The organism is Cumulibacter soli (assembly GCF_004382795.1).
Lineage (GTDB): Bacteria > Actinomycetota > Actinomycetes > Mycobacteriales > Antricoccaceae > Cumulibacter > Cumulibacter soli.
In genome coordinates this window covers 38,421-57,351 of record NZ_SMSG01000011.1, presented here as the reverse complement: position 1 = coordinate 57,351, position 18,931 = coordinate 38,421, and the positions used below count along the sequence as shown (strand labels likewise).

19 protein-coding genes and 1 tRNA gene are annotated in these 18,931 nt (G+C 64.2%); 14 read left to right on the top strand and 6 right to left on the bottom strand.

What is annotated here, in order from left to right; all coding sequences use genetic code 11:
* Window positions 1-113: 113 nt before the first annotated feature.
* Together E1H16_RS18000 and E1H16_RS17995 are read right to left on the bottom strand one after the other, a co-directional pair.
* Entirely contained in the window at window positions 114-299 is a 186-nt protein-coding gene (locus tag E1H16_RS18000) for a hypothetical protein (protein WP_134325309.1), read from the bottom strand.
* Between the two features lie 49 nt (window positions 300-348).
* Window positions 349-849, bottom strand: coding sequence for an HNH endonuclease (locus tag E1H16_RS17995; RefSeq protein WP_243837894.1), 501 nt, complete (start codon window positions 847-849; stop codon window positions 349-351).
* 207 nt (window positions 850-1,056) lie between these two features.
* On the opposite strand from E1H16_RS17995, the gene E1H16_RS17990 reads away from it, so the two are divergent.
* The 3 genes from E1H16_RS17990 (at window position 1,057) to E1H16_RS17980 (ending at window position 4,367) form a co-directional block, all read left to right on the top strand.
* A tRNA-Arg gene (locus tag E1H16_RS17990) sits at window positions 1,057-1,132 on the top strand.
* A gap of 529 nt (window positions 1,133-1,661) precedes the next feature.
* Complete coding sequence (locus E1H16_RS18880) at window positions 1,662-3,098, top strand: M23 family metallopeptidase (RefSeq protein WP_166741837.1); 1,437 nt, start codon at window positions 1,662-1,664, stop codon at window positions 3,096-3,098.
* A 120-nt stretch (window positions 3,099-3,218) separates the two neighbouring features.
* Window positions 3,219-4,367, top strand: a complete 1,149-nt coding sequence (locus tag E1H16_RS17980; protein WP_134325307.1) for a CaiB/BaiF CoA transferase family protein — start codon at window positions 3,219-3,221, stop codon at window positions 4,365-4,367.
* 75 nt (window positions 4,368-4,442) lie between these two features.
* Here the strand turns inward: E1H16_RS17980 and E1H16_RS17975 are convergent, their stop codons facing one another.
* Window positions 4,443-5,588 carry an acyl-CoA dehydrogenase family protein gene (locus E1H16_RS17975; protein WP_134325306.1) on the bottom strand — a complete coding sequence of 382 codons (1,146 nt, stop codon included), beginning with the start codon at window positions 5,586-5,588 and terminating at the stop codon, window positions 4,443-4,445.
* A 166-nt stretch (window positions 5,589-5,754) separates the two neighbouring features.
* Between E1H16_RS17975 and E1H16_RS17970 the strand changes: the two genes are divergently transcribed.
* From E1H16_RS17970 to E1H16_RS17960, 3 genes are all read left to right on the top strand, one after another.
* Window positions 5,755-6,837: an S-(hydroxymethyl)mycothiol dehydrogenase gene (locus tag E1H16_RS17970; RefSeq protein WP_134325305.1), complete on the top strand. Its 1,083-nt coding sequence runs from the start codon at window positions 5,755-5,757 to the stop codon at window positions 6,835-6,837.
* Window positions 6,837-7,460 carry an MBL fold metallo-hydrolase gene (locus tag E1H16_RS17965; protein WP_134325304.1) on the top strand — a complete coding sequence of 208 codons (624 nt, stop codon included), beginning with the start codon at window positions 6,837-6,839 and terminating at the stop codon, window positions 7,458-7,460. Before E1H16_RS17970 ends, E1H16_RS17965 begins: the two co-directional genes overlap by 1 nt.
* Before the next feature lie 159 nt (window positions 7,461-7,619).
* On the top strand, window positions 7,620-9,167 hold the full coding sequence (locus E1H16_RS17960) for an ABC-F family ATP-binding cassette domain-containing protein (RefSeq protein WP_134325303.1): 1,548 nt from the start codon (window positions 7,620-7,622) through the stop codon (window positions 9,165-9,167).
* A gap of 149 nt (window positions 9,168-9,316) precedes the next feature.
* Here E1H16_RS17960 and E1H16_RS17955 read toward each other — a convergent pair whose 3' ends face one another.
* Window positions 9,317-10,198: a DUF6802 family protein gene (locus E1H16_RS17955; RefSeq protein WP_134325302.1), complete on the bottom strand. Its 882-nt coding sequence runs from the start codon at window positions 10,196-10,198 to the stop codon at window positions 9,317-9,319.
* 367 nt (window positions 10,199-10,565) lie between these two features.
* On the opposite strand from E1H16_RS17955, the gene E1H16_RS17950 reads away from it, so the two are divergent.
* Genes E1H16_RS17950 through E1H16_RS17920 form a run of 7 tightly spaced genes read left to right on the top strand, consistent with a single transcriptional unit; the run spans window position 10,566 to window position 15,623 of the window.
* On the top strand, window positions 10,566-11,009 hold the full coding sequence (locus E1H16_RS17950; protein WP_134325301.1) for a hypothetical protein: 444 nt from the start codon (window positions 10,566-10,568) through the stop codon (window positions 11,007-11,009).
* 1 nt (window position 11,010) lies between these two features.
* A complete protein-coding gene (locus tag E1H16_RS17945) occupies window positions 11,011-12,117 on the top strand; it encodes an alpha/beta fold hydrolase (RefSeq protein WP_134325300.1) in 1,107 nt (368 codons plus the stop codon).
* A complete protein-coding gene (locus tag E1H16_RS17940; protein ID WP_134325299.1) occupies window positions 12,114-12,647 on the top strand; it encodes a GNAT family N-acetyltransferase in 534 nt (177 codons plus the stop codon). The genes E1H16_RS17945 and E1H16_RS17940 overlap by 4 nt, the downstream gene beginning before the upstream one ends.
* Window positions 12,647-13,675, top strand: coding sequence for an alpha/beta fold hydrolase (locus tag E1H16_RS17935; protein WP_134325298.1), 1,029 nt, complete (start codon window positions 12,647-12,649; stop codon window positions 13,673-13,675). The genes E1H16_RS17940 and E1H16_RS17935 overlap by 1 nt, the downstream gene beginning before the upstream one ends.
* Window positions 13,676-13,691: 16 nt before the next feature.
* Window positions 13,692-14,210: a phosphonopyruvate decarboxylase gene (locus tag E1H16_RS17930; RefSeq protein ID WP_134325297.1), complete on the top strand. Its 519-nt coding sequence runs from the start codon at window positions 13,692-13,694 to the stop codon at window positions 14,208-14,210.
* Complete coding sequence (locus E1H16_RS17925) at window positions 14,207-14,791, top strand: thiamine pyrophosphate-dependent enzyme (RefSeq protein WP_134325296.1); 585 nt, start codon at window positions 14,207-14,209, stop codon at window positions 14,789-14,791. The genes E1H16_RS17930 and E1H16_RS17925 overlap by 4 nt, the downstream gene beginning before the upstream one ends.
* Window positions 14,792-14,834: 43 nt before the next feature.
* Window positions 14,835-15,623, top strand: coding sequence for a hypothetical protein (locus E1H16_RS17920; RefSeq protein WP_208379158.1), 789 nt, complete (start codon window positions 14,835-14,837; stop codon window positions 15,621-15,623).
* Window positions 15,624-15,713: 90 nt separating this feature from the next.
* Here the strand turns inward: E1H16_RS17920 and E1H16_RS17915 are convergent, their stop codons facing one another.
* Together E1H16_RS17915 and pdxH are read right to left on the bottom strand one after the other, a co-directional pair.
* Entirely contained in the window at window positions 15,714-17,063 is a 1,350-nt protein-coding gene (locus tag E1H16_RS17915) for an MFS transporter (RefSeq protein ID WP_134325295.1), read from the bottom strand.
* Window positions 17,060-17,707: a pyridoxamine 5'-phosphate oxidase gene (gene pdxH, locus E1H16_RS17910; RefSeq protein ID WP_134325294.1), complete on the bottom strand. Its 648-nt coding sequence runs from the start codon at window positions 17,705-17,707 to the stop codon at window positions 17,060-17,062. The genes E1H16_RS17915 and pdxH overlap by 4 nt, the downstream gene beginning before the upstream one ends.
* 81 nt (window positions 17,708-17,788) lie before the next feature.
* Here pdxH and serC point away from each other — a divergent pair, with 81 nt between their 5' ends.
* Complete coding sequence (serC, locus tag E1H16_RS17905) at window positions 17,789-18,904, top strand: phosphoserine transaminase (RefSeq protein WP_134325293.1); 1,116 nt, start codon at window positions 17,789-17,791, stop codon at window positions 18,902-18,904.
* The last annotated feature ends 27 nt before the right edge of the window (window positions 18,905-18,931 follow it).

The window sequence follows — 18,931 nt, the reverse complement described above, 5'->3', positions numbered from 1 at the left end:
GGCCTCCTGTTATGCGTGAGCGGTTCCTAGACAGCTCCACTCTCGCAACGGGAGGCCTTCACCCGTCAACAGATCACGCGCGATTCACGCAACAACGTCCCTGGACATCACAGCTAGCCCCAGTCCGAATCGTGATGCGGTGGCCAATCCACGGCGTACCGCGCAATGAAGGCTCGCTCTTCGGCAGTCATCTCCCGCGGAGACCTACGACGTACGACGCGTGCGGGCTTGGCTGCGGACGCCCGCTCGTTTCGGGCTTCATCCGCGCCCGCCCTCGGTGATTCATCGGCGTCGCTCATCGGATCATTATCGCGCCCGCAGCGCCGTCCTGCTTGACGACGCCATCATTCACGCCGGGATCGCGACCGTCGCGCCCGAATCGCCCAAGGCGAGGCGCGTTGGCACGAACGGCGTGAGCCGTAGCGGCATTCCCGCTTCCTCTGGGGTCCGGTTGCGTTTGCGGCTGTTGCAGCGCAGGCAGGCAGCGACCAGATTCGTCCACGTCATGCCCCCACCGCGGCTCTTGGGCAACACATGGTCGATCGTGTTGGCTCGGTCGGCGCAGTACGCACAACGATATGAGTCACGTTTAAGCACTCCCTTGCGACTGACCGTCGGACGGCGATACAGCACCTCATGTGCGATACGCACGTACTTCACCAGGATGAGGACTCGAGGCCACGGCCAATCCCGCAGGAAACGCCCCTTCGCCGCCTCGAGCACGATCGCCTTGCCTTTCGCGAGCAGCCTCGCCGCACGCTTAAGCGTGACGTTCATCGATAGCGGCTCGTAACTCGCATTGAGCAGGACTATCGGCTCGTGCTGACTTCGAATAGGCATGGTGGTCATGGCGGCGTCCTTCATGTGAACGGCCAGACCTGCCAGCCGGACTGCGCAAGGTGCACGAATAGTATGCGCACGCCCGTGTGGATCGCGACAGATTTAAGTCTTACCTTCGCGTAGGTGTCACGCCCTGTGCCCCCATAGTTCACGCCCGACGACGAGCAGCACTGCCTCAGTACCGATGGGCTACGCTGGTCAGCGCATAAAAATGAGGCCTTCGTAGCTCAGTGGATAGAGCGCCGCACTCCTAAGGCGGGCGTCGCAGGTTCGATTCCTGCCGAGGGCACCAGCGGAAATACCTGCTCACACCCATTTTCCGGCCACCGCGGGCGTCCTGCCATACGGTCCCCCAGCAACCCAAAGCCGCCTCGTGCGCCCCCTGCTCCATCACCCCCGGTGCATCGATCATTCGAGGCAGAACACGATCGTCACGGGGCACGCAAACAGGACCGGCATCACGTCGAACTCGGCGCTATATCGGTGTTACCACGGCCCGCTCCCGCTCCCATCGCCTCAGATCCCCCAATAAAAATTTGTCGACGTCCCAGCGATCGACACCGCCTTGAGGGGGACAAGAAAACCCTGGTCGTGCCGGGGGTCTTGCGTTGTGAAGGAAAAGAACTACAGTGATGTAACTAGATTCAAGTTACAAACGAGATTGTTGTGACTTGTGGTGCTTGAGCGTCAGGCGTGTCAGTATGGGTCCCGCGTGGCTCAGGCAAACGACCGCTGCCTCCGCGCATTCTTCCCAGAGTTGCGGTTTTGGAGGCACCTTCGTGCGCACGTCGAGGGCTAAGAGCACAGCCGCCATAGCGGGCATGCTCACTCTGTCGTTCTTCCTGCCCATCGCCCCAGCCAGCGCTTTGCCTCCTCCACCACCGAATCCGAGTGATGCGCAGATCTCCGGCGCCTCGAGCGCCAAGGAGAAGGCAGCAAAGCAGGTCGCCGACGCGTCAGCAGCAGTGACGCAGATGAACAACCAGATCGAGGCTCTCAACGCGCAGGCGCTCGCCGCCGCGGATGCTTACGAAGTAGCGAAGGGTCAATTAGGCCTCGCCAAGGAAAAGCAGAAGGAAACCGCCGCTGCGGTCAAGACCGCCGGTGACGAGGTCGCCGCGGCAGAAGAGGGCGTCAAAGAGTTGGCGCACGATGTCTTCACCCAAGGCAACTACACCTTCAATGACGCCATGTTGCTGTCGGCCGATGGGCCGGCCGACCTCATTGAACGTTCTTCCATGCTCAACATCGTGACGGACGCGCAGTACGCGAAGGTCGACCAACTCAACCTCGCCAAGATCAAGCAGGCGAACGCGGACTCCGCAGCGAAGCAGTCAGTGCTCGACACCGAAGCCGCCGAGGCCAAGGCCAAGCAGCTGATGACTGAAATGAACAACAAGGTCGACGCAGCGAACGCGCAGATGGCCAGTCTTCAGGCGCAGAAGGCCGAGTTGGACGACGCCCTCGCCGACGCGCAGGACAAGCTGTGGGAGCTCGAAGGGCAAAAGCAGACCTATAAGGAATGGCTGGCGAAGAAGGAGGCCGAAGAGGCCGCGATCGCCAAGAAGAAGGCGGAAGAGGCAGCGGCCGCTGCGGCTGCCGCTCAGGCCCAAGCTGAGGCCCAGGCCCAGGCGCAGGCACAAGCTCAGGCAGCTGCGGCGGCCGCAGCCCAGCAGGCCAATCAAGCAGCATCCGCTCCCCCACCGGCGAACTCGGGATCGTCGAGTTCCGGCTCGTCCGGCGGCGGATCAGCGAGCTCCGGATCGTCGAGTTCCGGCTCGTCCGGCGGTGGTTCGGCAAGTTCAGGGTCGTCCGGCGGCGGATCGGCAAGTTCGGGCTCCTCAGACTCCGGGCAATCCTCGTCCGGCAGCGGATGGGTCAAGCCCGCAGGTGGCACCTACACCAGCTGCTTCTGCGCCAGGTGGGGCACCTTCCACTACGGCATCGACATCGCCAACGACTTTGGTACGCCGATCTACGCCGCCGCCAGTGGCACCGTGATGCGGGCCGGACCGGCCGACGGCTTCGGAAATGCCGTCTACATCCAGCACCCCGACGGCATGGTCACGGTCTACGGCCACATGCAGAGCATCTACGTCAGCGCCGGCCAGCAGGTCAGCGCCGGCCAGACCATCGCTGCCATGGGCTCCGAGGGCCAGTCGACCGGTCCGCACTTGCACTTCGAAGTCACCCACGGGATGTACGGCGAGCGCATCGATCCCGTCCCCTACCTGGCAGCCCGGGGCGTCTACGTCTAATCCCAAGCACGTCTAACCCCGAGCGCCTCTAGCCTGAGCGCGAGCGGTCACACACGATATCTACGTGCTCGAGTTGCGGGTGTCTTGGTACGTCGGTGCAGGATCGCTACGATCGTCGCCATGACCGCTCCCCGGCCGCTCGACGGCATGCTCGTTCTGGACCTGACCACCATGATCGCCGGTCCCTTAGCGGGCCTCGTGCTCGCCGACCTCGGCGCGGAGGTCATCAAGATTGAATCCCCGGCAGGAGACGGCAGCCGCGGCTATTTCACCGCGGACCCGAAGGTGCGTCTGAACTCGATGACGGCGGCGTACAACCGTGGCAAACGTGCGCTCGTGGTGGACCTCACCGATCCGGACGACCACGCGCTGGTGCTACGAATGGCGGCACAGGCGGACGTCGTCCTGCAGGGCTTCCGGCCCGGCGTCGTAGAGCGACTCGGCATCTCCTACGAAGACATCAAAGCCATCAACGCAGACGTCATCTACCTGTCGATTAGCGGATTCGGCCAAGAGGGCCCGGATGCCCGCCGCGCGGGGATGGACAGTTCGATCCAGGCCGAAACGGGCTTGATGCACGTCACCGGTGAACCGGATGGCAACCCCCAGCGAGTCGGATCCCAGGTCGTCGACATCGGCACCGGGCACGTCGCTGCTCAAGCGATCCTGGCCGCCCTGCTGAACCGGGAACGGCACGGTATCGGCGAACACATCGAATGCTCACTGTTGGCGACCGCAATCGGTTTGCAAGCGCACAACATCACCGAGTACCTGACCGCCGGCGTCGATCTGAAGCGCTCCGGTTCGCATCCTGAATTCACCACGCCGTCCGGACTGTATTCGACCCAGGACGGGTGGATCATGTTCTCGGCCAATACGCCGCGGCACTGGGCGGCATTCGTCGAGGCTGTCGAAGCGCCGGACCTCGGCGAGAATCCGGCGTACGCCGACCAGGGTGGGCGTACGGCGCACCGCGACGAGTTGATCCCGAGAATCGCCGAGATCCTGGCGAAGCGCAGCACGGATGAGTGGATCGAGAGGTTCACGAAAGCGAACATCGTCTTCGGACGAGTACGCGACTACCCCGACCTCGCGGCGAGCGCACAGTTCGCCGCGGGCGAGTTCGCCCTCGAGGTCGAGTACGCCGGCGAGGTAACCAAAACAGTTCGACTGCCGGCCCGCTACTCATCCTTCACGCCAGCAGCCAGCGGCGGCTCCCCCACACTCGGCGCCGACAGCGACGCGATCCGCGCCAAGTACCAGGCCTAGACATAGTTCTGCGGGGCAACGAGTAACGCTATCGACCCGGTAGCGTTACTCATTGCCCCGCAGAAACGGTTAAACCTACTTCTGGCGGTACGGTGCGAGCGCCTGCTTCGCGATCACGACCTGCTGAATCTGCGAGGTTCCCTCGTAGATGCGGAATAGGCGGACATCGCGGTACAAGCGCTCCACGACGTAGCCATGCATGTAGCCGTACCCACCGTGAATCTGCACCGCGCGGTCGGCGATCCGGCCCACGGCCTCCGATGCGAAGTACTTCGCCACGGACGGCGCCATCCGGCGGTCGCGGTCAGCGTCCCAGTCGCGCGCACCGTTGAGCACGATCGACTCGCTCGCATACAGATCGGTCTGCGAGTCGGCGATCAGTCCCTGCACGAGTTGGTAGTCGGCAATGACATTGCCACCCTGCTGCCGCTGTGCGGCGTACGCCGCAGTCTCGTGTACGAGGCGCTTGCTCACGCCGGTCATGAACGCCGCCAGGGTCAGCCGGCCCTGCTGCAGGGAGCGCATCGCGGTCGGGAAGCCGACCGACTCGTCGCCGCCGATGAGGTGATCGGCGGGGATCCGGACGTTGTCGAAGTTGATATCGGAGGTCCAGGCGCCGCGCTGGCCCATCTTCTTATCGTGCGGGGCGATCGTGACACCTTCGCGGTCGGTTTCAACCAGGAAGACCGCGATGCCTTTGCCACCGGGGATGTCACCGACGCGGGCAAACACCATCAGCACCTGAGCCATAGCCGCATTGGTGATGAAGCACTTGCTGCCGTTGATGACGTACTCGTCACCCTCCCGGGTCGCCTTGGTCTTCAGCGACGACGGGTCCGAACCGGCCTCGGGCTCGGTGAGCGCGAAGGAGGCGGTCAGACCGGCAGCGAGCTTCGGCAACCATTCCTTCTTCTGCTCGTCGGTGCCAGCCTTGACCAGCACCTGCCCCGCGATGCCGTTGTTGGTGCCGAACATCGAGCGGAATGAAGGCGTCGCCCAACCGAGCTCCATATTGAGCTGAACTTCCTGCATCATGTTCAGCCCGAGGCCGCCGTACTCCTCGGGAATGGCGAATCCGAATAGGCCCATTTCCTTCGCCTGATCGCGCAGCGAATCGGGCACCTTGTCCTCGGCCTCGATCTGCTCCTCGGCCGGCACAACTTCCTCACGAATGAAGGTCCGAACCGCCTTGAGGACCTCGTTGAAGTCGTCGTCGTCCATGTCGCACTCCCTGCGCCTATGTGAAAGTTCCTTCGCCATGCTAATGAGGAGCCGTTCGAGGGGGCAATGTGCCTGCTCGCACACACGCGGGCCACGTCGCCGCGGCTGCGGCTCACCCATCGATATTACGATCGGCGCATACGACCACTTCGAGAAAGGCCTCAGCATGTCGCAGACCGTCAAGGGAGTCGTCGCCCGCGCCAAGGGCGCGCCCGTCACCATCGAGAACGTCATCGTGCCGGACCCCGGACCTGGTGAGGCAGTGGTCAAAATCCAAGCCTGCGGGGTGTGCCACACCGATCTGCATTATCGCGAAGGCGGCATCAATGACGAGTTCCCGTTCCTGCTCGGCCACGAAGCCGCCGGCATCGTCGAGGCGATCGGTGACGGCGTGAGGGAAGTTGCCGTCGGCGACTTCGTCATTCTGAACTGGCGCGCCGTGTGCGGACAGTGCCGCGCGTGCCTGCGCGGCGATCTGAAGTACTGCTTCAACACGCACAATGCGACGCAGAAGATGACGCTCGAGGACGGCACGGAACTCTCCCCTGCGCTCGGGATCGGCGCGTTCATTGAAAAGACGCTCGTCGCCGCAGGTCAATGCACCAAGGTCGACGACGCCGATCCGGCGGTCGTCGGCCTGCTGGGATGCGGCGTGATGGCCGGAGTTGGCGCCGCGGTCAACACCGGAAACGTTCAGCGCGGGCAGTCGGTTGCCGTGATCGGCTGCGGCGGTGTCGGCAATGCCGCGATCGCGGGTGCGCGCCTGGCCAACGCGGGCAGGATCATCGCGATCGACATCGACGATCAGAAGTTGGAGTGGGCGCAGGATTTCGGCGCAACCCACACGGTCAACTCCACGCAGCAGGATCCGATCGAGGCAATGCGCGAACTGACCGGCGGATTCGGGCCGGACGTCGTGATTGACGCCGTGGGTCGCCCGGAGACCTTCACCCAGGCATTCCACGGCCGCGACCTGGCCGGCACAGCTGTGCTCGTCGGCGTACCGACGCCGGAGATGACCTGGGAGATCCCGCTGGCCGACCTGTTCGGTCACGGCGGCGCCTTGAAATCGTCCTGGTACGGCGATTGCCTTCCGTCCAAGGACTTCCCCATGCTGGTCGATCTCTACAAGCAGGGTCGTTTCCCGCTCGAGAAGTTCGTCACCGAGCGGATCGGACTATCGGACGTCGAAGCGGCCTTCGAGAAGATGCACCACGGCGACGTCCTTCGTTCGGTGGTCGAACTTTAATGGCCACGCGCGTTGAGCATCTCGTCACCACAGGCACGTTCAGCCTGGATGGCGGCACCTGGGAGGTGGAAAACAACGTCTGGATACTCGGCGACGACACGTCGGTGATCGTGCTGGATGCCCCGCACGATGCCGATGCGATCATGCGGCAGGTAGGCGATCGCAAGATCGAGGCCATCGTATGCACCCATGCGCACGACGACCATGTGGCGCAGGCACCGCGGTTGCGCGAGCTTTCCGGCGCACCGATCTTGCTGCACCGTGACGATCGCGAGTTGTGGGCGCTGACGCATCCGGATGCCGAACCGGACGGCGAACTGGTCGACGGGCAGGTCATCGCGATCGCCGGTACGGATCTTCAGGTGATACACACGCCTGGGCATGCGCCAGGCGCGATTTGCCTATATGCAGCGGATCTGGGGTGCGTGTTTACCGGCGATACGTTGTTCAACGGCGGCCCCGGGGCGACCGGTCGTTCGTTCTCGGATTATCCGACGATCGTCGACTCGATCCGTGCGCGACTGTTGACCTTGCCGCCGTCCACCATCGTGCACACCGGGCACGGTGACGACACGACGATCGGCGCGGAACTGGGCAACGTTCCGGACGAGAAGGCCGAGTAGTCCACACCGTTTTGTGCTCCGATCGCTGCGTTCAGCGATCGGAGCACAAATTAACTGGACGCCCCTCGCATAATGAGGGGGTCACATTGTCTGCGGAAGGTAAACCATTGCTCGGTTGAGGAATCGTCCCCGTTCGGATCGACCTCTCCTGGAGTAATCATGTCTACTTTCTCGCGCCCGGCTATCGTCTGCGACTCGCTATCGCTCGAATGGGACGACGGCACCACCGCATTGCAGCAACTCAACGCCACCTTCGGTGACGGCCACACCGGCGTCGTCGGCGACAACGGCGTCGGCAAATCGACCCTATTGCGCCTGATCGCCGGGGACCTCACGCCGACACGCGGCACGATCACCGTCAACGGCACGGTCGGCTATCTGCCGCAGGAGCTCACCGAACAGGGCGATGACGTTTCTGACCTGCTCGGGATTACCGACGTACGTGCGGCGCTGGCTCGGATCGAGGCTGGATCGGCTCTCGATCGCGACTTCGACATCGTCGGCGACGATTGGGATATCAACGAGCGCACCCGCGCCCTGTGCGCTGAGATCGGCATGGACGACATCGATCTCGACCGGCCTGCGGCCACTCTTTCCGGCGGAGAGCAAACCCTGCTGGCGATCGTCGGTCGCCTGCTTGCACGGCCCGACATTCTGTTGCTGGATGAACCCACGAACAACCTGGACAACGTAGCCCGCGAACGTCTGGACGCCGTATTGACCGGGTTCAGCGGCGTGCTGGTCATGGTCAGCCACGACCGTCGCGCGCTGCGCCATATGGACGCGATCGCCGAGTTGCGGGAGGGCTCGATGACCACCTATGGGGGCGGATACGACGCGTACGTCGACCAGGTCGCGGCCGAGCAGGAAGCCGCTGAACGCGACGTACGCGATGCGAAGGCACAGGTCAACAGGCAGAAGCAGGAACTGATGGACACGCAGGTGAAACTCGCGCGACGGCAGCGGTACGCGCAGAAGCAATACGACAATAAGCGCGAGCCGCGCGCGGTGATGAAGTTGCGCAAACGAACCGCCCAGGTCTCGGCAGCCAGGCTCAAAGGTGAGCATCAAGACCACCTGGAATCGGCCCGCGTCTCATTACAGTCGGCCGAACGCCGGGTACGGGACGACGACGAAATCCGAATCGAGTTACCGCAGACCGCACTACCGTCGTCCAGGCTGGTGGTGGACATCGATGGCCTGATCATCAAGGGGCCTGAACGCATCTCGCTCAGCGGCCGCAACGGTGCCGGCAAGACGACTCTGTTGAACAAGATCGCCGCTCGTACGGCGGTGCCGTACGGCTTCCTTCGACAGCGTCTGGACGTACTGGCCGACGATCGGTCCCTGCTGGAGAACGTCGCGCGGCTAGCCCCGTCCGTCACCAGCGTCGACGCCCGGAATCGACTGGCGCAGTTCCTACTGCGTGGCCGACAGGTCGAGCAGCCGGCCGGAACGCTTTCTGGCGGTGAGCGGCTGCGGGCGGTGCTCGCAGCAGTGCTGATGTCGGACCCAGCGCCTTCACTGCTGTTGCTCGATGAGCCGACCAACAACTTGGATCTGGCCAGCGTGCGACATCTCAGTGAGGCGATGCGGGCGTTCCGCGGGGCTCTGGTCGTGGTGAGCCACGACCAGGACTTCCTGGATGAGCTCGGCTTGAACCGGCATCTGCAGATTGAGGACGGCGTCCTGAAGGCGGAGGCGTGACCGGGCGCTGCGGTTCGAGGACGTCCGATGCGCGTTCAGATACGAGATCGCGTACTCATGACGGCAGCGATTTCACAGTCGAGATTCACCGAACATGACGAAGGCCGGCGAAACCGCTAGGTTTCACCGGCCTTCGTGGTGCGGGCGCCTTATGCGCCGCCCGCCGACTCCTCGGTCACGTTCGTCCAGGTCCCGGTGCCCGGGTCATAGACCTCATGGTTGACCAGGGTGCCGTCGTTCTCGTCCAGCACGATGATCTGGTCGGCAACGCCGTCCTGGTCGGTGTCGACGTAGTACTCGACGTTCCCCTCACTCTCGACCACGACCGTGTCGGCGACCCCATCGCCGGTGATGTCGAGAGTTGGTTCACCTACGGCGATGTCCTCACCGTCGATGGTGACGGTCAAGTCGGCAGCCTGGGTGTCTGCGGACGACGAGGACTCCTCGGTGGCCTCATCCGTGGCTGTGGTCGAACCATCGCTCGGCTCGCTGCCCTGACTCTCGGCGGACGAATCGCCGCTCGTGCCGGCCGTATCTGACGGTTCGTCCTGGGCTGCACCGCCGTCGGACGGCGATTCGGTAGAGCCCTCCCCAGTCGTCGCCTCGTCAGTGGTCGCCTCATCAGAAGATTCGTCGGTCGAGGCGTCATCGCCGGCGCCCTCATCGTCCGAATCGGACGACGAGACGGTCGAGGTATCGCGGGACCAACTATCGCCCTCGCCTGAATCATCCGAATCGTCGGGTTCGTCAGTTGGATAGTCGGTCTCGGTAGTGCCCGCATCGGAATCCGATGGATCAGTATCGGAATCTGTCGAATCGGTGTCGGAATCAGAAGGATCGGTGTCGGTATCAGTGTCGCCGTGGTCGGATTCAGCCCCCGGGTCGGTGTCAGTTCCGGCGCTGCCCGGGTCGAACTCAGACATCCCGAATGCACTGGTGTCATCAAAGCCGGCGGTGTAACTCTCGGACCCGTCAACCGTCCCCTCCGTGGGTCCGTCGAGCCCGAAGTCCGGGTTCATATCGTCGCTCATTATCGCGCTCCGTATCGGTGGTTAACCCCGCCGGACGAACCTGCGGGGGTCATGTACGTGCGTCGTCCATCTGGATGGACAGCGCACGAGTCAGGTTGTGCATTGATTACGAGCCGTCGGTCCACGGGATGGTTCCGAATGCGGGCCTTTTCGGACGCCGCCCACACTCGCGAATGACGGTCGTACCGCGAATCTACCTGCACGTCACCAGGACGTAAGGCAGGCACCGACCAGCGGCACCCCTGGATTCGGTCGGCACCTCCGGCTGGGCTACTGTTCCCCTCGTAGAGACAAAGTGATTCGCACCACACCGTTGGCCCGGGTCGCCGGGCCCGCATCACGAAGCAACGAGCGAGGTGGGAACGAGATGACTGATAACGGCACGCCGGCGTGGCGCCAGGCGTTCAACAAGGCCGAGCGCGCGGTCGGAGAACCACTGGAAAAAGCGATCGACACGCGCGAATTCGCCAACCTGATCACCGTGACGGCGAAGGTTCGCAAGGGAGTGCAGCGACAGATCTACGGCGTGGTGAACCGCTCGCTGCACTTCGTCGGCCTGAGCACGCTCAAGGACACCCGCGATATCGCACGCCAACTCAACCGCGTTCAGCAGCAGTTGCGCGAGGTATCTATACAACTCGAGGCCATCGAAGAACGCGACACACCTTCAGACCCTGCGCACCGCAGCCGCCCAGCGCCCATGAAACCGATGAAAGCGCCACCGGCGAAGAAGTCCGCACCGGCGAAAAGATCCAAGCCCGCGCCCGCGCGGACCACCCAGTCCGATTCAAGCGTCACCGAAGGAGACTGACATGACGCGCACATTCGGTCCGCCAGATGTGTTCGGCGCGCTGCGCCAGGAACTCACCGCAGCCTCGAGACGCGCGCGCAATACCGTCACCTATCTCAGGACCGAGCGCTCCGAAGGCCTCAACCCGACACCGCGAGTGCTGGTCGGCAGCCGGGAGAAGGTCAAGCTCTGGAAGTACTCGAGCAAGAACAAGCGCTACCGCGAGCCCATCGTGGTCTTCCTCGGACTGGTCAGCCGCTCATATGTACTCGATCTAATGCCCGGCAAGAGTTTCGTCGGGCAGCTCGGCGAGGCAGGTTATGACGTGTATGTCGTCGACTGGGGTCAACCCGATCAGGACGAATCGGAGAACTCGATGGAGACGTACATCGACTTCTACCTACCCCGCGCGTTCAAGTTGGTCCAGAAGGACAGCGGCAGCCGCGATATTCACGTGATCGCCTACTGCTTCGGCGCGATCTTCGGGCTGATGTACCAAGGCAGCCGCGGCAACTCGCCGATCAGGTCGCTGGTCACCCTCGCGGCACCGGTCGATTTCCGGCATATGCCGGTACACACCCAACCGTTCGCCGACGGGTCCTTCAACCCCAAGGACATCATCAACGACGAGGGCTTCGTACCAGCCGACATGATCTACCGAAGTATGGCGGTGCGTACCCCGACGTACGACGTGGCGAACGCCGTCGGGCTGTGGCAGAAACTCGCCAGCGACCCCGCGTCCGGCGCTGTCGAGGCGCACGCGGTCATGGCGAACTGGGTACGCGATCACGTCAACTTCCCAGGCGTGGCGTTTCGGCAGTTCGTGTCCGACTTCCTACGCGGTAACGGCTTCGTGAACGGCACCGCTCGCGTCAATAACAAGCCAGTCGACCTGGGCTCCATCGACATCCCAATACTGTCGGTGATCGCCGAACGCGACGACCTGATCCCGCCAGCGGTCTCCTACCCGCTGCGTCATCTCGTTCGCGAGGACATCTACGACGAGGTCGTGTTGCCGACCGGACACGTCGGTCTCGTCCTCGGCGGCACCGCCAAGAAGATCACGATCCCGTCGATCACGAACTTCTTCGATGCGCACAGCACTCCCGTCCTTGAGGCCGCGCGATGACGATCCGCACCTGCCTGCCGAGCGATGCCGACGCGATCGCGACGTACCTGCGCAGCATCCCGGAAGCAGAGCGCGCGTTCAGCAAGACTGAGGACGCCGATGCTGACCTCGCTTCGGCGTGGGCGAAGACCGCGGATCCACTGCGGCTGCTTGACGTCACCGCCGAGGGCGCCGTCCGCGGAATGATCGGCGTACGGCGCGGGCGTGGCCAGTCGGCGCACACCGGTGAGATCACGTTGATGGTCGATCCGGCGTACCGACGCCAAAAGGTGGCCTCCGGGTTGGCACGCGCTGCCCTCGGCGCCGCCATCGCTGAGGGGCTCACGCATGTCTTCGTGGAAGTCACGGCCGAGCACACCGCGACGCTCGGCATGTTCGGCAAGCTCGGATTTGAGGGCGAAGCGCTGTTGCGGGGATTTATCAAGACCCAAGATGGCGACCTGCACGACCTGATCATGATGACCAATCGGATCGAGGAGAACTGGGCTGCGGCCCACCTCATCGGCCTCGACGTAGGTGATGCCCTGTGATGACTCCGAGGACGGACGTGCATCCGCAAAGTTCGCCGCAGCGCCCGGTGCCAGAACGCGAACGCACCACCCAACGGGTGATCGCTGGCGCGGTCGAGATGGCCGTGAGCCGCTATCCCGGCACCGGCCATCCGGTCTTGTTGATCCACGGTCTCGGGGCGCACCAGCGGATGTGGGACCCGCTCGTCGCCGCCCTTGGGGACAACGAGGTCATCACCTTCGACTTCCCCGGTCTCGGTCGATCCCATGTCGCCGGTGTGCCACAGACGATCCCGGCGTTCGCCGAGCTTGCGCTGAAGATCATCGACGACCTCGGCTACGCGCAGGTGGACGTCCTCGGCTATTCATTCGGCGGTATGGTCGCCCAGCAACTCACCCACGCACACCCCGACCGGATCCGCCGGTTGGCGCTGGTCGCTACCGCACCCGGTGTGGGCATGGTGCCCGGCTATCCCTCTGCGATGTTCGCGCTCGCTACGCCGCTGCGCTACTACTCGAAGCGGTTCTATAAGTGGACGAATCGATTCCTGGCCGGCGGTGAGATCGAACGCGACCCCGCGTGGATGGAGTACACGTCCCACGTGCGCAAGCTGTACCGTCCGCACCCGATCACGTACTACAGCCAATTAATCGCGTGCCAATTGTTCACCTCGCTGCGGTGGCTGCACACAGTTCAGACACCAACGCTCGTCGTGCATGGCACGGATGACCCGATCATCCCGGTGTTCAACGCCGAGCTGATGACCGCACACCTGCCGAATGCGCGAATGTTCGCCGCCGGTGCCGAAGGCCACCTACTGATGCAGGACGCGGGATCGTCGTCGTTCGGCGCAATCACATCGTTCTTCGCGCGGCCCGATCACCGGGACTCCGCGGGCTGGCAAGGCGGTGCCGAAGTGACGCTCGACGAGCTCGCCGAGGCCGAGCGGCGAGCCAACCTGCGCGCTGCGCAACCGATGGGGCTCTACCATCAGGTCGTTCGGAACTCGCTACGTACGGCGGACCAATTGCGTAAGCGGGTCACGTAACGACCCGAGGAGTTCGATGTCGCGTCCATGGCCGGAGCAGGTCTATCAAGTACTGCGTGCTGCTGATGTCACCCAAGTCGGGTACGTGCCCGATGCGGGGCACGCACACCTCATCGCCCGCGCGCAGCAGGACGCGGACGTGCGCGATGTCGTGCTCAGCACCGAGGAAGAAGGCGTCGCATTGGCCTGCGGCGCGTGGCTGGGCGGTCAACGCGCCGCATTGTTGATGCAAAGCAGCGGGGTCGGAAACTGCATCAACATGTTCTCGCTGTTGACCTCGGGACAGTTCCCCTTTCTCACGTTGGTGACGATGCGCGGCGAGTTCGCCGAGTTCAACCCATGGCAGACCCCGATGAGCCGCGCGACGCAACCGGTGCTGCAAGCGATGGGCCTGACGGTGCTGCGCGCTGAGCGCGACGATGAAGTGGCGGACGTCGTCGACGCGGCCGCGAGCGCGGCCTACCAGGCGAACGAGCGGGTCGCCGTCCTACTTTCGCAACGACTGATCGGACGCAAGAAGTGGACGACCGAATGAGCGCGCGGGTGGACCGGCGGGCGTTCGTGCACGCCTTCGTTGCCGGACTCGAGTCAGACGCCTTGGTGATCAGCGGGCTCGGCTCACCGACGTACGACCTGTTTGCGGCGGGCGAACGGCCCGGCAACTTCTACCTGTGGGGCGCGATGGGCGGCGCGGTCCCGATGGGGCTGGGGCTCGCGTTGGCCCAGCCCCGGCGCCCGGTCGTCGTCCTCACCGGCGACGGCGAGCAGTTGATGGGCATTGGATCGCTGGCGACCGTCGGGGTGCAGCAGCCGGCGAACCTGACGATCGTCGTCCTGGACAACGGGTTGTACGGCGAGACCGGCGGGCAACGCAGCCACGCGGGTCATGCGACGGACCTGGCCGCGGTCGCCGCGGCGTGCGGGATCGCCGATGTGCGTAGGTGTGATCACCTCACTCATGCCGGGTCGCTGGCCGATGCTGCCGCGGCGATGGCCGGGCCGGTGTTCGCGCGGGTGCTGGTCGATGCCTCAGAGCAGGAGCGGGTGCTCCCGCCGCGCGATGGCGCAGCCAACAAGATCGCGTTCCGCGCGGCGCTGGGGCTGTCGACCTTCTGAGGCATGCGCGACCTGAAGCCGCAGCGCCTTGGGCGCTGAGGTGATGACAGATCTCACTGGCACCCGACCGGTGCGCTCAGGTGAGATGGAGGAGACCGAGTCCGGCGGCCAGCGCGCCGCCCAGCCAGGGAGGATCATGTTCCGGCGACTGCGCCGACAGCGACAGCTCGACCGCGCCAAACCCGGCGACGGCAGCCCGCTGAAGCCGCTGCGCTGGTGGCAGACCTTGGTTCGCACCCAGTTCGTCCTTGACCCCGATCACCAGCTCGGGCGAGACACCGCCTACGTCGTGGACGTGCGCTACCTCGCCTCCCCGCTCGAGGGCGGCAAACTCGCCACCGGAACGCGGCACGCACCGATCTCCTTCTATCGCGACGGTCAGCAGCTGCACATCGCGAACTCGCCGGTCACCTTCGAGGTGCCCGGTGGAGCGGTCGAGGTCGCCACTGGACTCTACGGCCTCACCCGGATGCACTACGTCCCCGCTGAGGACGGGCCAGCGCGCACCTTGCGCCCACACCCTCGTTCAGCCGAGGGGCTGCGTGCCCGCTTCGGACGTCGTTATCCGCGGGTCAGCCGACTCATTGGCGCGCTCGCGATACTGATATTGCTCATCGGGCTGGTGCTGATGGTGCCGCAGGCAGCGGAATTGATCACGCGGATTCCGTTCGTGGCTGATCACCTCGGCACATTCACCTCTCCTATCCAGCCTCCGGGGTGGTTGAACGTCACCTTGCTGGTGGCGGGCATCCTCGCTGCGACCGAGCGCGCACTTACCCTGCGTAACCATTGGCTGATCGACGCCGAAACCACGTGGACCTCGTTCACTTAACCGCGGCAAGGGCGCTCGCCGAGGGAAATCCCTGCGGTGAGGATCGGCATCGACCTCCGCCCCACCGTCCGAGACGCAGATCGGCGACAGTCAGGTCGTGGCCGTCCCGGAGGCACCGCGCGGCCGGTAGCGCCACAGCGCGCCGAAGGTGAGTGCGATGACGACCATCAACAGCACGATGATCGCGCCGCCGGAGGCCAGCGCGACCGTCGGGGTGAACATGCTCGCCATGATGCCAAGGCGGACGTCGCCGAGACGTGGCCCGCCGGCGACGACGACCATGAACACGCCTTGCATCCGCCCGCGCATCTCGTCCGGGGTGAGCACTTGCAGCATCGTCATCCGCAGCGAAGCACTGACCAAGTCGGCGGCGCCGGCCGCGGCGAGGCAGATCAAGCCAAGAACCAGATCTTGGGTGAAGGCAAATACCGCGATGGCGGTACCCCAGATCGCGACCGAGATGATGATCGTGGCGCCGTGCCGCTTGATGTGTGAGATCCAGCCGGAGAATAGTCCAGCGAGCACTGCTCCGATGGAGGCCCCGGCGTACAACCACCCCAACGATCCATCCCCGAAGCGGCCATCAGCGAGTGCCGGGAACACCGCCAACGGCCAGCCGAACACCATCGCGATCAGGTCGACGACGTACTGCATCGACAACAGCGGTTGCGTGCGCAGGTAGCGGAAGCCCGCGATCGTGTCGCTGAACGCGGTGACGAACGGGTGCTTACCGCCGGTGTCAGCGGACGCCGGCATCGGGATAAGCCCGACCAGCGATAGCAGCGCCAGCAGCAGCAGTCCCGCCTCGGCCAGATAGGCCCAGTTCACTCCGGCGAAATCAACGATGAACCCGGCGATCAGCGGGCCGATGATCATCGCGCCGGACATCGTGCTGGAGGAAATGGTGTTCGCGGCGGGGATGAGTTCTTCGGGAATCAACCGCGGCAACATGGCCGAACGCGCGGGTCGGTACATGGCAGCCGCCGCCGACTGTACGGCGGCAAGAACCCAGATTATCCAGACATTGTTGAGTTCCAGGATCGCCTGCAGGTACAGCAACACGCTGGTGATCGCGGTGAGCACGGTGGCAACGATGACGAGTTTGCGGCGATCCACAGTATCGGCGAGCGCGCCGCCAAGCAGACCGAACACAATGAGCGGGACGAGCACCCACAGGCTCGTGTAACCGACCATCGCACTGCTGTTGGTGAGCGCGAATACCTGCGCCGCAACCGCGACGATGGTCATTTGCGCGCCGACCTGCGTGAGGATATTTCCCCAGAAGATCAGCCGGAACTGCCGATATTTGAACGGTCGGGTATCCATCGTGACGCGGCTGAACCTGCTGACCTTCGCCGGCGAGGCGGCCCGCACATTTGCTCCGTGTTCCGCGGCAGGTTGGTCGTTAGCGGGCTCGCCGGTAGTGGACTCCTCGGTCACGGAGCGAGCCGTTCACGTAGCCACTGGCCGCCTTCGCGGCGGAATCGAAATCGGTCGTGCAGGCGCCCGACGTTGCCCTGCCACAGCTCGATCAGTTCCGGAACGATGCGGTATCCGCCCCAATGCGGCGGGCGCGGTATCCCGTCGGGGTGCTCGCGTTGTTCGCGAAGCATCCTCGCTTCGATCGGCTCGATCGCGTCGATGACGCTCGATTGTGGGCTCAGCGCGCTGGCGATCTGTGACTCCACCGGCCGCGATGCGAAGTACGCGTCGGATTCGTCATCCCGCAGCTTCTGCACGGCGCCGGAGATGATGACCTGTCGGTGGATCGCGAGCCAACTGAAGCAGACGCTCGCCCAGGGGTTCTCGGCGAGGTGGCGGCCCTTCGTCGACTCGTAATTTGTGAAGAAGCTGAAGCCGGTCTCGTCGTACCCGCGCAGCAGCACGGTGCGCGCACGGGGCCGACCGTCCACGCCGGCGGTCGCGAGCACCATCGCATTCGGTTCGCCGACTCCCGCGGCAGCGGCCGCATCGAGCCAGGCACCGAAGACACTTATCGGGTCGGCATCAAGTCCCAACTCACCGAGGCGCGGCAACTCGTACCTGATCCGATCGTGGCGTACGTCGAACTCCCGCTCGCTCATGATCTGTTCCTCCCTGCCGGTCAGCGTAGCGACGCCGCGCAATACCCTTGATGTGGTTATCCGACGAGCGAGAGCGTACGCATGAACGAGATCCAGATCCCCGACAGCCTCCTTCCCGAGGACGGGCGATTCGGCAGTGGCCCCAGCCGCACCAGGTTCGAGGCGCTGGATGACTTCGGCCAGGTCGCGCCGTCGTACATCGGAACGTCGCACCGACAGGCAGGGGTGAAGGGACTTGTCGGCCTGATCAGGCATGGATTGCGCGAATTGCTCGATGCCCCCGAGGGTTACGAAATCGTGCTCGGTAATGGCGGGTCGACGTACTTCTGGGATAGCGCTATCTGCTCGATGATCGAGCACAAGAGCCAGCACCTGGCGTTTGGTGAATTCGGTGGGAAGTTCGCGAAGGCGGTAGCGCTCGCCCCCTACCTCGCCGAACCGACCGTCATTGAAGCCGAGCCTGGGTCGGCGTCCACCCCCAGCCCGCAAGCAGACGTCGACACCTACTGCTGGGCCCAGAATGAGACCTCCACCGGCGTATGCGTCCCGGTTCAGCGAGTGGCCGGGGCACCGGGCGCGCTCACCGTCATCGACGCGACGTCCGCGGCGGCTGGCTTGCCCGTGGATCTATCGCAGACCGATTGCTACTACTTCGCACCGCAGAAAGGTTTCGCCGGCGAGGGCGGCCTCTGGATCGCTGCGATGTCACCGGCCGCTATCGAACGGATAGCGCGGATGACCAAATCCGATCGGTACGTTCCGCCGTCGCTGAATCTGCAGCTTGCGCTGGAGAACTCGCGTAAGGATCAGACGTACAACACGCCGTCGGTCTACACGCTGTTCATGTTGGCGCACCAAATCGATTGGCTGATCCGTCAGGGCGGGCAGCCTTGGATTACCTCGCGGGTGACCGCGAACGCAAAGGCGCTGTACGACTGGGCCGAGGGGTCGTCGTACGCCACGCCGTTCGTGCGAGAGCCGGCACTACGTTCGCCCGTGATCGGCACCATCGACCTCGACGATTCGGTGGATGCGAAGGCCGTCGCGGCCACGCTGCGCGCCAACGGGATCCTGGACACCGAACCGTACCGTGGACTGGATCGCAACCAGTTGAGGGTTGGTCTGTTCGTCTCGACGCCGCCCTCGGACGTCGAAGCCCTCACCGCATGTATCGACTACGTCGTGGCGAAGCTGTAATCGGCCCCGACGCCCGCTTGCGGGAGA